General features: G+C 62.6%; 10 protein-coding genes and 1 pseudogene. 8 read left to right on the top strand and 3 right to left on the bottom strand.

All coding sequences use genetic code 11. From position 1 onward, the window contains the following. Nucleotides 1-163 precede the first annotated feature (163 nt). The 5 genes from ABYB95_RS07605 to ABYB95_RS07585 all read left to right on the top strand — a co-directional run bounded on the left by ABYB95_RS07605 (nucleotide 164) and on the right by ABYB95_RS07585 (nucleotide 6,054). Nucleotides 164-1,144, top strand: a complete 981-nt coding sequence (locus tag ABYB95_RS07605; protein WP_372657866.1) for an ABC transporter permease — start codon at nucleotides 164-166, stop codon at nucleotides 1,142-1,144. 113 nt (nucleotides 1,145-1,257) lie between these two features. Then, the gene (locus ABYB95_RS07600; protein WP_372657865.1) at nucleotides 1,258-2,835 is read left to right on the top strand and encodes an ABC transporter substrate-binding protein; all 1,578 of its coding nucleotides are present in this window, start codon (nucleotides 1,258-1,260) and stop codon (nucleotides 2,833-2,835) included. Between the two features lie 81 nt (nucleotides 2,836-2,916). After that, nucleotides 2,917-3,825, top strand: a complete 909-nt coding sequence (locus ABYB95_RS07595) for an ABC transporter permease (protein WP_372657868.1) — start codon at nucleotides 2,917-2,919, stop codon at nucleotides 3,823-3,825. A 73-nt stretch (nucleotides 3,826-3,898) separates the two neighbouring features. Then, nucleotides 3,899-4,909 (top strand): ABC transporter ATP-binding protein, encoded by a 1,011-nt coding sequence (locus ABYB95_RS07590; RefSeq protein WP_372657864.1) that lies wholly within the window; start codon nucleotides 3,899-3,901, stop codon nucleotides 4,907-4,909. Continuing rightward, nucleotides 4,906-6,054, top strand: coding sequence for an ABC transporter ATP-binding protein (locus ABYB95_RS07585; protein WP_372657863.1), 1,149 nt, complete (start codon nucleotides 4,906-4,908; stop codon nucleotides 6,052-6,054). Before ABYB95_RS07590 ends, ABYB95_RS07585 begins: the two co-directional genes overlap by 4 nt. A gap of 238 nt (nucleotides 6,055-6,292) precedes the next feature. On the opposite strand, the gene ABYB95_RS07580 is transcribed toward ABYB95_RS07585, so the two are convergent. After that, nucleotides 6,293-7,141 (bottom strand): MurR/RpiR family transcriptional regulator, encoded by an 849-nt coding sequence (locus ABYB95_RS07580; protein WP_372657867.1) that lies wholly within the window; start codon nucleotides 7,139-7,141, stop codon nucleotides 6,293-6,295. Nucleotides 7,142-7,220: 79 nt separating this feature from the next. On the opposite strand from ABYB95_RS07580, the gene tal reads away from it, so the two are divergent. After that, complete coding sequence (gene tal / locus ABYB95_RS07575; RefSeq protein ID WP_372657862.1) at nucleotides 7,221-8,162, top strand: transaldolase; 942 nt, start codon at nucleotides 7,221-7,223, stop codon at nucleotides 8,160-8,162. 46 nt (nucleotides 8,163-8,208) lie between these two features. Here the strand turns inward: tal and ABYB95_RS07570 are convergent, their stop codons facing one another. Next, a complete protein-coding gene (locus ABYB95_RS07570) occupies nucleotides 8,209-9,555 on the bottom strand; it encodes a vanadium-dependent haloperoxidase (protein WP_372657861.1) in 1,347 nt (448 codons plus the stop codon). Beyond that, complete coding sequence (locus ABYB95_RS07565) at nucleotides 9,552-11,204, bottom strand: CRTAC1 family protein (RefSeq protein WP_372657860.1); 1,653 nt, start codon at nucleotides 11,202-11,204, stop codon at nucleotides 9,552-9,554. Before ABYB95_RS07565 ends, ABYB95_RS07570 begins: the two co-directional genes overlap by 4 nt. 193 nt (nucleotides 11,205-11,397) lie before the next feature. On the opposite strand from ABYB95_RS07565, the gene xylF reads away from it, so the two are divergent. Both xylF and ABYB95_RS07555 read left to right on the top strand, forming a co-directional pair. Next, nucleotides 11,398-12,417: a D-xylose ABC transporter substrate-binding protein gene (gene xylF, locus ABYB95_RS07560; protein WP_372657859.1), complete on the top strand. Its 1,020-nt coding sequence runs from the start codon at nucleotides 11,398-11,400 to the stop codon at nucleotides 12,415-12,417. 137 nt (nucleotides 12,418-12,554) lie between these two features. Continuing rightward, nucleotides 12,555-12,821 (top strand): annotated as a pseudogene (locus tag ABYB95_RS07555) (ABC transporter permease); the annotation flags it as partial.

The raw sequence follows: 12,821 nt of genomic DNA, 5'->3' as shown, positions 1-12,821 counted from the left end.
GAGAAGTGGGCTCTCAGCGGGTGTCAGCATCACAATAGATACTCACTTGTCCCAAAGGCATCTCTCAGGGGCGCGGGGCTCTGAGGATGGTGGGAATTGCCAGACCACAGGCCGGGCTCCGGCAGAGGCAGTACGCACGCACGTACCCAGTTTTTGAACATTTATGTTGGCATACATTCTTAGGCGTTTGGCGCAGGCGGTTTTGGTCATGGTGTGCGTGGCCTTGATCGCCTTCATGTTGTTTCAGTACGTGGGCGATCCGGTGGTCTTTTTGCTGGGGCAGGACGCCAGTCCTCAGCAAATCCGCGACTTGCGCGCGGATCTCGGTCTGGATCGCAGCTTCTTTGTCCAGTTCTGGCATTTTCTGCAGAATGCCGTGCAAGGCGAGTTTGGTTTGAGTTTGCGCCAGGGCGCCAAGGTCTCGCGCTTGATGGCGGAGCGCTTTCCTGCCACTTTCGAGCTCTCGCTGGTGGCCGCACTCTTGGCTTTGCTGCTGGGTATTCCCATGGGCGTGTATGCGGCGTTGAAGCGGGGCAGTTTTCTGAGCCAGCTGTTCATGACGGTGTCTTTACTGGGCGTGTCGCTGCCCACATTCCTCATCGGCATCCTGTTGATCCTGGTGTTTTCGGTCAACCTGGGCTTGTTTCCCAGCTTCGGAAGAGGCGATGTGCTCCAGCTGGGCTGGTGGAGCACAGGCTTGCTCACCTGGCAAGGTTGGCACCACATGGTGTTGCCGGCAACCACGTTGGCCATCTTCCAGCTCACGCTGGTGATGCGGTTGGTGCGTGCGGAAATGCTGGAGGTGCTGCGCACGGACTACATCAAATTTGCCCGCGCACGCGGGCTCAGCAACCGTGCGGTGTATTTTGGCCATGCGCTCAAAAACACACTGGTGCCGGTGATGACCATCACGGGGCTGCAGCTGGGTGGTTTGATCGCTTTTGCCATCATCACCGAGACGGTGTTCCAGTGGCCGGGCATGGGCTTGTTGTTCATTCAGGCGGTGACATTTGCCGACATTCCGGTGATGGCCGCCTACCTCTGTCTGATCGCGCTGATTTTTGTGGTCATCAACCTGGTGGTCGACCTTTTGTATTTTGTGGTGGATCCCCGCTTGAGGATGGAAAAATCGGGCGCTCATTGAGCGGCGTGTCGTTGCGCTGCCGGATTGGCGATAGCGGGCCAGTGACGCGCCGTTGGCGTGATACCGTATCGCGTGTTTGCAATAACTATTTTTATGGTCGTTTGGAGAACCACATGAAATTCAGGCATTCACTGGCCACCACGGTGTTGTTGGCCGCCGTGGCTACCTTGGGCAGCGCATCGGCACAGACGGTGCGCATCGGCAACCAGGGCGACGCCTTGTCCATGGATCCGCATTCGCTCAACGAGTCCTTGCAACTCAGCGTGACCGGCAATGTGTACGAGCCGCTGGTTGGACGCAACGCGGATTTGAGCTTGCGCCCGGCGCTGGCGACCAGTTGGAAGCAGACCGCGCCGAATGTGTGGCGCTTCGAACTGCGCAAGGGTGTGAAATTCCACGATGGCTCACCGTTTACCGCCGACGATGTGCTGTTCAGTTTTGCCCGGGGTGCCGGGGAAGGCTCCGACATGAAGGGCTATACCAACGACATCGAAGCGGTGCGCAAGCTCGGCAGCCACGTGGTGGAGATCGAAACCAAAGGGCCGTTTCCGATCTTGCCAGACGTGCTGGCGCTCTTTTACATCATGAGCAAGACCTGGTGTGAAGAGAACCAGGCCGTGCGCCCGGTGGACCGCCGCAAAGGCATCGAGAACACCGCATCGTTCAAGGCCAATGGCACCGGGCCCTACCGCCTGCGTGAACGCCAGCCCAACGTGAAAACCACTTTTGTTCGCAACGGCAGCTACTGGGGCAAGATCGAGGGCAATGTGACCGACGTGGAATACACGCCCATTGGCAACGACGCGACGCGCGTGGCGGCCTTGCTCTCGGGCCAGGTGGATGTGATCGAGCCGGCGCCCTTGCAGGACGTGGCCCGCATCAATGCCAGTGGACATGCCAAGGTCTTGCAGGGGCCGGAGTTGCGCACCATTTTCCTGGGCATGGACCAAAAGCGCGACGAGCTGCAGTTCTCCAATGTGAAGGGCAAAAACCCGTTCAAAGACAAGCGTGTGCGCCAGGCCTTTTACCAGGCGATCGACATCAAAGGCATCCAGCGCTCGGTGATGCGGGGGGCCTCCAGGCCCACGGCGCTCTTGCTGGGACCGGGCGTCAATGGCTTTGATCCGGCCCTGGACACCCGGCTGCCCTACGACACCGAAGCCGCCAAAAAGCTGCTGGCCGAGGCGGGCTACCCGAACGGTTTTGACGTCACCATGAATTGCCCGAACGATCGTTATGTGAACGACGCGGCGATTTGTCAGGCGGTGGCCGCCAACTTGGCCCGCATCGGTGTCAAGATCAATCTGCAGGCCGAGACCAAGGGCACGTACTTCCCGAAGGTGCTGCGCCGCGACACCAGCTTTTATCTGCTGGGCTGGACGCCCAGCACCTACGACGCGCACAACGTGCTCAGCTCTTTGATGCGCTGTGTGGACGACAAGGGCGCCGGCCAGTTCAACCTGGGGAACTACTGCAACCCCAAGGTCGATGAGTTGACGCAAAAAATCCAGTCCGAAACCGACAGGGCCAAGCGCAACGCCTTGATCAATGAGGCTTTCAAAATTCACCAGGACGATGTGGGCCACATTCCTCTGCACCAGCAAGCGCTGGCCTGGGGCGTGGCCAACAACGTAGCGTTGAGCCAGATGGCGGACAACTTCATGCCGTTCCGTTACATGTCGATCAAGTAAGCAACTGCAAGTCCTGGCGCCTCCCGCGTTCGATGAAACCCGGGAGGCGGTTTTTATTTCAACCGTCCGTTTCAGCACGTGATCAGAACCCTCAAAAGTTGGTGGGACAGCGACATCGGCCACAGTTTCCGCACCTCGCCCACGGCGCTGGTGGCCGCCCTGATCGCGCTGATCTGTTTGATGGGGACGGTGTTTGCGCCGTGGCTGGCGCCGCACAACCCTTTCGATCTGGCCACGCTGGAGCTGTCCAATGCGCGGCTGCCCCCGGCCTGGAGCGAAGGCGGGGTGGGCCAGTTCTTGTTGGGCACGGACGATCAGGGCCGCGATATTTTGTCGGCCGTGATGTACGGCGCGCGCATTTCCCTGGTGGTGGGCCTGGCCTCGGTGTTGCTGTCGGTGCTGGTGGGCGTGGCGCTGGGTTTGCTGGCGGGTTTCTGGGGCGGCTGGGTCGACGGACTTCTGATGCGCTTGTGCGACGTGATGCTGTCGTTCCCCGCCATCCTCGTGGCTTTGCTGATCGCGGGTGTCGGGCGCGCGCTGTTCCCCGATGCGCACGAAGCTTTGGCCTTTGGCGTGCTGATTTTGTCGATTTCGCTGACGGGTTGGGTGCAATACGCGCGTACTGTGCGCGGCGCCACCTTGGTGGAGCGGCACAAGGAATACGTGCAAGCCGCGCGCGTGACCGGCGTGGCGCCGCTGCGCATCATGCGCCGCCATGTCTTGCCCAATGTGATGGGACCGGTGCTGGTGCTGGCCACCATCCAGGTGGCCACGTCCATCATCACCGAAGCCACGCTCTCGTTTCTGGGGGTGGGTGCACCGCCCACCGCGCCTTCTTTGGGCACGCTGATCCGGGTCGGCAACGACTACCTGTTTTCCGGTGAGTGGTGGATCACGGTGTTTCCGGGCGGCATGCTGGTGCTGATCGCGCTGTCGGTCAATTTGCTGGGCGACTGGCTGCGCGATGCGCTCAATCCACGTCTGCGATGAAGAACCTGCTCCGCTCTTTTGCCTTTGCCCTGCGCCACCAAATCGTGCGCCTGAGTGGCCAACGGGGTTGCCCATGAGTTTGCTGCAGGTCAAGAATCTGGTGGTCGAGTTCCCGGGGCGCCATGGCCCCCTGCGTGCGCTCGACGACGTCTCGTTCAACGTCGCGCCCGGCGAAATACTGGGCATGGTCGGGGAGTCCGGCGCGGGCAAGTCGCTCACGGGTGCGGCCATCATCGGGCTGCTGGAGCCGCCGGGGCGTGTGGTGTCGGGCGAAATACGGCTGCAGGGCGAGCGCATCGACAAGCTGCCGCCCGAGCAGATGCGCCGGATACGGGGGCGTCGCATCGGGGCGATTTTTCAGGACCCGATCACCTCGCTCAACCCCCTGTATTCGGTGGGGCGGCAACTGGTGGAGACCATCACCACGCATTTGCCGGTGGACCGGCGCGAAGCGCGGCGCCGGGCGATTGAACTGTTGCAAGACACCGGCATTCCCGCTGCGGCCGAGCGCTTCGATCATTTTCCGCACCAGTTTTCGGGCGGCATGCGCCAGCGGGTGGTGATTGCGTTGGCCTTGGCGGCCGAGCCGCAACTCATCGTGGCCGACGAACCCACCACGGCGCTGGACGTGTCGATCCAGGCGCAAATCATCGACTTGCTCAAAGGCATTTGCAAAGAACGCGGCGCGGCGGTGCTGCTCATCACCCACGACATGGGGGTGATCGCCGAAACCTGCGACCGCGTGGCGGTGATGTACGCCGGGCGCGTGGCCGAAATCGGGCCGGTGCACGAGGTCATCAACCACCCCGCGCATCCGTACACCGCCGGTCTCATGGCCTGCATTCCGGACATGGGCGTGAACCGCGAACGCCTGCACCAGATCGACGGCGCCATGCCGCGCCTGAACGCCATTCCCCCAGGCTGCGCCTACAACCCGCGCTGCGAGCGGGTGTTTGAACGCTGCCGCACCGATAGGCCCAGCCTGCTGCCGAACGGCACCACCCAGGCGGCGTGCTGGCTGCGTTCCGTGCCGCCCACCCTTACCGAACCCCGGCCCGCCGGTGGTGCAGGGCAACGCCCATGAAGACCCGCAACGCCATTGAAGACGCGGTGCTGGCACACACCGGCCAGTTGGCACGGGTCACACCGCCCTTGGCGCAGCCGCTTGCACAACCGGTGGTTCCCGTCGAACCGGTGGACACCGCGCCCGAGCACCCTGCTACCGATTTGGAATCCGCGCGGCCCTTGGTGCGTGCAAGCGATTTGGCCAAAACCTTTGACGTTTCGGCCCCCTGGCTGAACCGTGTGCTGGAGCGCCGCCCGCGCCAGTTGCTGCACGCGGTGGATGGCGTCTCTTTTGACATCCAGCGCGGGCAGACGCTGGCGCTGGTGGGCGAATCGGGCTGCGGCAAGAGCACGGTGGCGCGTTTGCTGGTGGGCTTGCACGAAGCCACGCGGGGCGGCTTCGCGTTCGACGGACAGGACGCTCTTGCCGCGTTCAAGACAGCGGCCGGTCGGCAACTGCGCCGCCGCATCCAGATGATTTTCCAAGACCCGTACGCCAGCCTGAATCCGCGCTGGCGGGTGGAAGACATCGTGGCCGAGCCTTTGCGCGAACACCAGATCGAGACCGATGCCGCGGCCCTGCGCGAGCGGGTGGATGCACTGCTGCTTTCCGTGGGCTTGTCGCCGCACGACCGCCCGAAGTACCCGCACCAATTTTCGGGTGGGCAGCGCCAGCGCGTCTCCATCGCGCGCGCGCTGGCCTCGCAGCCCGAGTTCCTGGTGTGTGACGAACCCACTTCGGCGCTGGACGTGAGCGTGCAAGCCCAGGTGCTCAACATCATGACGGACTTGCAGCGCGAACGCGGTCTGACCTATTTGTTCATCAGCCACAACCTGGCCGTGGTGCGCCATGTGAGCGACCACGTTGGTGTGATGTACCTGGGGCGCCTGGTTGAACTGGCGCCCAAGCATGCGCTGTTCGACACGCCGCGCCATCCCTACACGCGCATGCTGCTCGATGCCATTCCCAAGCTGCACGACACCGGTCGCGCGCGCACACCGGTGAGCGGTGAAGTGCCCAATCCGCTCAACCCGCCCAGTGGTTGCGCCTTCAACCCGCGCTGTCCACATGCCAACGCGCGCTGCCGCCACGAACGACCGGTGTTGCAGACCATTGGCGGTGTTCGCGTGGCTTGCCATGGGGTGGAAGAAGGGCGGATCTGACGCGCCAAGAAATGGGCGTTGGCGTGGACAAGGGGGGCGCCCCCTGCGCGAATGTCCCCCGGCCCGCTGCGCGGGCCTCTCCCTTTGTTTTGCTGCGGGGAGCTCCCGTTGTCTTCAGGTTCTTCCGGCGTGTGTGCCTGAAAGGCCAGGATGCCGTGGAACCGGCTACGCCGGGCCACAGGCATCGTCCCCCTCTGGGGGATGCCAGGGGGCGCTTGTCAGAGCGCAGCGCGCGCAGTCAAGCGTACCTCTTGCTCCGCAAATTGTTCTTCATTTCCTTGAGCAGCGGCTGCAGCTTGGCGCCACCGATGCGCAGCGCCAGGCAGGTTGCCACCACATCGATCACCATCAGGTGCATCAGGCGTGAAGTCATGGGGCTGTAGCGGTCGTAGCCTTCGGGGTGGTCGGCCGACAGGTGGATATGACCGGCCTGCGCCAAAGGCGAGCCGCTGGTGGTGATGACGATGACCGTGGCACCGTGCTTGCGCGCGATGTCGGCGGCGTCCATCAGGTCGCGCGTGCGCCCCGAGTTGGAGATGATGACCAAGCAGTCGCCTGGACCCAGCAGCGAGGCGCTCATCACCTGCATGTGGCCGTCGCTGTAGGCGATGGCGTTGATGCCCAGGCGAAAGAACTTGTGCTGTGCGTCTTGCGCCACGATGCCGGAGTTGCCCGCGCCGTAGAACTCGATGCGGCCCCGGTTCTGGTAGGTGGCCAGCAGCGCCTCCACCGCTTTTTCGATCGAGTGGGTCGAGGCGTCGTTGCGGTACTTCAAAAACGCCGCCACGGTGTTGTCGATCACCTTCACCAGCACATCGCCGGTCTTGTCGTCCACATCCACGCTGCGGTGGATGAAGGGCACGCCTTCGCTCACCGTGCCCGCCAGCTTGAGCTTGAAGTCGGACAGGCCGTCGTAACCCATGCTGCGGCAAAACCGCACCACGGTGGGCTTGCTCACGTGGGAGCGTTCGGCCAGTTCGGTGACCGGCAGGCTGGCGAAACTGCGTGGATCGGCCAGCACCAGTTTGCCCACGCGCTGTTCGGCTGGGGCCAAGGAAGGCAGGGAGGCTTTGATGCGGTCGAGCATGGAATCCATCAAGTTACAAGGGGGGAACAATCGGGTTACATGGTGGTCATGAAACCTTATTACACCCGATAATCGTGCAATGAACCAACTCGACGCCCTCAAACAGTTCACCACCGTGGTCGCAGACACCGGAGATTTCAAACAACTCACGGCCTTTACGCCCCAGGATGCGACGACCAATCCGTCGCTGATCCTCAAGGCGGTGCAAAAGCCCGAATACGCCCATTTGCTGCAAGACGCGGTGAAAAAGTACGCGGATCAAGGCCTGGACGAAGTCACAAACCGCTTGCTGGTGCGCTTTGGCTGCGAAATTTTGAAACTGGTTCCGGGCCGGGTCTCGACCGAAATCGACGCCCGCCTGAGCTTTGATACCGAAGCCACCGTCACGCGCGCGCGCCGCATCATCGACCTTTACCAAGGTGAAGGTGTGCACGTGGACCGGGTTCTGATCAAGGTGGCCTCCACCTGGGAAGGTATTCAGGCCGCTGCCCGCTTGGAACGCGATGGCATCCACACCAACCTGACCTTGTTGTTCTCGTTTGCCCAGGCTGTGGCCTGCGGACAGGCCAAGGTGCAGCTGATCTCGCCCTTCGTGGGCCGCATTTACGACTGGTACAAGAAACAGGCCGGTGCGGGCTGGGACGAGGCCGCCATGGCCGGTGCCAACGATCCGGGCGTGCAGTCGGTGCGCGCCATCTACAACTTCTACAAAAAGCACGGCATTGCCACCGAGGTGATGGGCGCGAGCTTTCGCAACGCCGGCCAGATCACGGCCTTGGCCGGTTGCGACTTGCTGACCATCAGCCCCGAGCTGTTGACCCAGTTGGCGGCCAGCGAAACGCCATTGCTCAAGGCGCTGGATGCTGAAGCGGCGAAGGCGATGGACATACCGTTCGTGCAATACGACGAAGCGGGTTTCCGTTTTGCGATGAACGAGGATGCGATGGCGACCGAGAAGCTGGCCGAAGGCATCCGCGCCTTCGTGGTGGACACGATCAAGCTGGAAGCGCTGATGCGCTGAGGGGGAGGCTGGTCGACCGCCCCAACCGCATGAGCGGTCGGTGCTGTTACCGCGTCATCACCAGGCCGTTCACGCGTTCTGCCACGCAGCGGCCTTGAGCCTTGCCACCTTCGATGCCACTGCGGAAGTGGATGCCCGCGTACAGGCGCGAAGCCGCTGCCTCGTCGGCGGCGGCGCGAAAGCTGGTGAAGGTGCGTGGACCCCAGCCCCGGTCGTTGTGGGTGTTGTCCGTGAAGCGGGTTGTGGCGCCAAATTGCTGCTCCAGCACCAGCGCCGCTGCACTGGATACCACCGAGTGCCCAGACGGGTATTCGGGAAATGGCGGGGTGTTCATCAGCGTGGGGGTCCAGTTGCTGTCGATGGCCAGTTGTATATAGGTCACCGGGCGCACCAGGTTCACCTGATACTTCGTTTTCCAACCGGCAATGAAGCCGTCGGCCATGGCGATGTTCAGCCGAGCGAAGGTCTGCGCTGCCTGCGCCAGTGTGGCCTTGTTCTGTTTCAGGAGGTCGGCGGCGATGAAGACCCAGTGTCCTGCGGGCGTGGGGGTCTTCAACGGATCGTCGGCCCAGTAAAGCGCCAACTGGCGCTGCTCCGTTGTGGCTTGGTTGCTCACCTGAAAGACCTCCAGCGCCTCCTGGTGAAAGGGCGAGTGGGTTGCTTCGGCGTACGGTGTGGGTGGGGGCGCCGCGCAGGCACCGGCGCCGGTCAGCACAAACGGCCGAACGTCGCCCCACCAAGGCAGCAGGGCGGGTGCGAAGTTCGGTGGCGTAGGCGCCCATTGTCCGGTTCCGCTGGGCGGCACGTAGTTCGGCTGGTACCGGCGCAGAGGTCCCCAGGCCTCATGGCCGCCATCGGTGCGGGCCCAGGTCATGACCGCCATGGCCATGAGCTTGCCAAAGGTTTCCGACCGGTTGCTGATGTCGGCATGGAGGGTGCTGGGCTCAAAGTCACGACCGAGCTTTTGGGGCAGGCTGCGTTCGAGCAAATCGATTCGGGTCTTGTTCTCGGCACTCGCGTGCGGGAACATCATGCGCGTCATGCTGGCCATCGCCGCGTTGGCGACGGTGGGCCAGTGCAAAACCTCATCGGGTTGGGCCAGCGGCAACGATTGCAGCTCATTGAGCTGGCCTGCCAGGGTCTGCTGTTGCGGCATGCCCGGCACGACCGATTCGTACAAGGTCAAGCCCAGGTAGGCCAATGCGCGCGCGGCCACCGGCGGACTCATGCCCGGTGTTTGCTGGGTCAGCAACAGGCCCAGGTTGAACCACTCGGTTGCCACATCCGAACTGAAAGCCTGCGTTGGGCGCGCGACCGGTTCAATCGGCTGGGCGATGGTGGCACCGCTGCAGCCAAGCCAGAGCAGCGAGCAGAAGAGCCATGTTCTTTTCATGGCGCATTCCACGGGGTGATGCCTTGGGGGGTGACGGTGTAGAAATGGTTGGCGGCTACGGTGGCCCATTCGTTCCAGGGGGCTTGCGGCCACTGCACACGCACCTGCACCTGTTCGATGGTTCCCAGGCCGAAATGCATCCACCCCAGGTGCCCGCTGGCGTGCCCGCCGCCCACCGTCAGTTCCTGGCGCAAGACCGGGGCACCTTCGCCCGTCCCGAGTCGAACTTCTGCCCACGCGCCGATGGCGTCGCGGTTGGCAGCGTCTTGCCGCAGGCGCAACTGAAGCCAGTTGCCGGTGCTGCTGCCGGTGGTTTTGGCGACCTGGCGCCACAGCTGTGCTTTGTCGCCACGGTTGACCACCACCACGTCCAGCAGACCGTCGCCATTCAGGTCGACCACCATGCCACCACGCCCGCGTTTGACACTTGCCAATCCGGCCTGGCTGCCCGCCTCGGTAAAGCTGCCGTCGGTGTTTTGCAGCAGCAGGTTGTTGGGGTCGAGCTGCGCGAAGTCGGGCATGGACGATACATTGCCTTTCACCACAAAAAGGTCGGTCAGCCCGTCGTTGTTCAGATCCCCGAACTGTGAATGCCAGGCGGTGGACGGTCTCACGTCGCCCCCGACATAGGGGCGGTGCGCGGTCGCACCGCGCTTGAAGGCGATGTCCACATAGCGCGGCTGCCCCGGACCGGCTTCGAGCGTCTGCAGTTTGTTGTCGGACATGCTGGTCAGAAACACCTCGGGGAAACCGTCGCCGGTGATGTCATGGCTGGCAATGCCCATGCCCCAGATCTGCAACGGTTTCCAGCCTTGCGCGGCGCCGTAGAGCTCGGGCGCCTGACCTGGCGGCATGCGCCAGAGCTGCTCCTGCCCGTCCTTGTAATACTCGCGATCGTTGCTCACCCGCAACCCCGCCGTGCCCGAGCGGTTCCAGTCGGAAAACAGCATCGACAGTGCGCAATGACCGGGCACCAGCGGCGCACCGGCCTGGTAACCACCACCTTCCTTGGGGCGGAGCAGCATGGCGGGCGTGCAGCTGCCCCATGGGAAGTCGGGCTTGCTGCGATCAACGTAGGTGCCCAAGGCCAGGGTGGGCCAGGTCTGTCCGGCTTCCCAGGTGGCCGAAAAGGCGGTGTGCCAGCGATTCCCGCTGTGCAGGCCCCAGGCCTCGTTGGCGGGCTGGAACTTGCATTGCCCCAGACCTTTGAATACCTGTACCTCGCCCACGCGCAACACCACGAGATCGGTGTGTCCGTCGCCGTCGATGTCCAGGGGATAGGCCCCAATGGCGTTGGTGGTTTCAAGGCCTGAGCGTTGCTCTTGCAACTTCAAGGGACCTCCCCGCTCGCTGCGATTGATGTAGAGCTTGGCCTTGTTCACCCCTGCCGTGACATAGATTTCCGGCAAGCCGTCGGCGTTGCAGTCAAAGGTGGCCACGCCGCCGCCCACGATGTACTCGTCCTCGCCTTCAAAACGGCTCTGGAGTCCGGCGACGTCGGATTCTTCGACAAAGACCGGCGTGGCCACTGAGGGTGGCGCGCCCCAGGCGAGGGTGCAGACGCCCAGTCCAAACAGCGCGGCCAATCGGGTGGGACTTCGAAGGATTTTGAGGGGCTGCGACACCAAGTCCCGAGGGGTTGTGATCATCGCCGCATTCTATTAAGTTCGATTAATAAACTATATCGGGTTTGTCCCAATTTGCGTTGGTGTGAGCTGCCCCGATACTTTGTTTGCCGTCCTTACTAAGTACATCTCGGCGGTGTTTGGGGGGCGTTCCCTGGCTCTGACGAGCCAGTTCAAAAACCGGGGCCTGTCGCTGCCCAATCTATCGGAGACACGGATGAAACTGAAGACTACCTTGACCGCGTTCGCTTTGGCCATGGCCAGTGCGGGTGTTTTTGCACAAGTGGTGGGCGTGAGCTGGTCCAACTTCCAGGAAGAGCGCTGGAAGACCGATGAGGCCGCCATCAAGACCCAGCTCGCCAAAGACGGCGCCAGCTACATCAGTGCCGATGCGGGTGGCTCGCCCGAGAAGCAACTGGCTGACATCGACAGCTTGATCTCCAAGGGTGCCAAGGCGCTGATCATCCTGGCCATGGACAAGGACGCCATCCTCCCCGCCGTGAACAAGGCCAACCAGCAAAAGATCCCCGTGGTTGCCTACGACCGCCTGATTGAAGCGCCTGGCGTGTTCTACATCACCTTCGACAACGTGGAAGTTGGTCGCATGCAGGCGCGCGCCGTGCTGGCTGCCCAGCCCAAGGGCAACTACGTGATGATCAAAGGATCACCCACCGACCCCAACGCCAACTTCCTGCGTGGTGGTCAGCAAGAAGTGCTGGAAGCCGCGATCAAGAAGGGCGACATCAAGATCGTTGGTGAGGAATACACCGACGGCTGGAAACCCGAAGTGGCGCAGAAGAACATGGAGCAGATCCTCACCAAGACCGGTGGCAAGGTGGATGCCGTGGTGGCCTCCAACGATGGCACGGCTGGGGGCGTGGTGGCGGCCTTGACGGCCAAAGGCATCAAAGGCATTCCTGTGTCGGGCCAGGATGGTGATCACGCCGCCTTGAACCGTGTGGCGTTGGGCACCCAGACCGTCTCGGTCTGGAAGGACGCCCGTGACCTGGGTCGCGACGCGGCTGCTGCTGCGGTGTTGCTGGCCAAGGGTCAGAAGGTCGGAGCTGCCCAGACCTGGAGCGGTGGCGAGAAGAAGGTGGCCTTGCAGGCGCAGTTCCTCAAGCCAGTTCCGGTGACCGTTGCCAACCTGGATCAGGTGGTCAAGGCCGGCTGGATCAAGAAGGAAGATCTCTGCAAGGGCGTTGACATGGCCAAGGGCCCCGCCGCTTGCAAGTGATGCGCAGTGCTCTCTGAGCCAGTTGATTTTCTCCAACCGCGGGCTGGGGACGGCCTGCGGTTTTTTGCATTCTGTGGAGAACACTTGTGAATCCCGTTCTGAATTCCCTCAAACAGGCTGGCCTTGACTGGCGCCTGATGATGATGAGCAGCGTCCTGGCGGTCATCGCCATCGTGTTCAATATGCTCTCCGATGGCCTGTTTCTGTCGCCTGAGAACCTTTACAACATCGCCCAGCAGACGGCGGTGGTCGGCATCGTGGCCACGATCGTGGTGCTCATCATCGTGGCTCGGCACATCGAACTGTCTGTGGGTTCCGTGATGGGCTTTGTCGGTGTGCTGATCGCCACGCTCATGTACACGGCGGGCTGGCACTGGATCGAGGCTTCTCTGGCTGGATTGGTC

It is taken from the genome of Hydrogenophaga sp., assembly GCF_041633695.1.
In the GTDB taxonomy this organism is placed as follows: Bacteria; Pseudomonadota; Gammaproteobacteria; order Burkholderiales; family Burkholderiaceae_C; genus Hydrogenophaga.
The sequence above is the reverse complement of the archived record's forward strand: the minus strand, read 5'-3'. Positions and strand labels throughout refer to the sequence as shown.

What these genes read in the sequence shown, in the direction of transcription:
- ABYB95_RS07585 (WP_372657863.1), top strand. Translation starts at nt 4,906, where the DNA reads ATGAAGACCCGCAACGCCATTGAAGACGCGGTGCTGGCACACACCGGC.
- tal (WP_372657862.1), top strand. Translation starts at nt 7,221, where the DNA reads ATGAACCAACTCGACGCCCTCAAACAGTTCACCACCGTGGTCGCAGAC.
- ABYB95_RS07605 (WP_372657866.1), top strand. Translation starts at nt 164, where the DNA reads ATGTTGGCATACATTCTTAGGCGTTTGGCGCAGGCGGTTTTGGTCATG.
- ABYB95_RS07565 (WP_372657860.1), bottom strand. Translation starts at nt 11,204, where the DNA reads ATGATCACAACCCCTCGGGACTTGGTGTCGCAGCCCCTCAAAATCCTT.
- ABYB95_RS07600 (WP_372657865.1), top strand. Translation starts at nt 1,258, where the DNA reads ATGAAATTCAGGCATTCACTGGCCACCACGGTGTTGTTGGCCGCCGTG.
- xylF (WP_372657859.1), top strand. Translation starts at nt 11,398, where the DNA reads ATGAAACTGAAGACTACCTTGACCGCGTTCGCTTTGGCCATGGCCAGT.
- ABYB95_RS07590 (WP_372657864.1), top strand. Translation starts at nt 3,899, where the DNA reads ATGAGTTTGCTGCAGGTCAAGAATCTGGTGGTCGAGTTCCCGGGGCGC.
- ABYB95_RS07580 (WP_372657867.1), bottom strand. Translation starts at nt 7,141, where the DNA reads ATGCTCGACCGCATCAAAGCCTCCCTGCCTTCCTTGGCCCCAGCCGAA.
- ABYB95_RS07570 (WP_372657861.1), bottom strand. Translation starts at nt 9,555, where the DNA reads ATGAAAAGAACATGGCTCTTCTGCTCGCTGCTCTGGCTTGGCTGCAGC.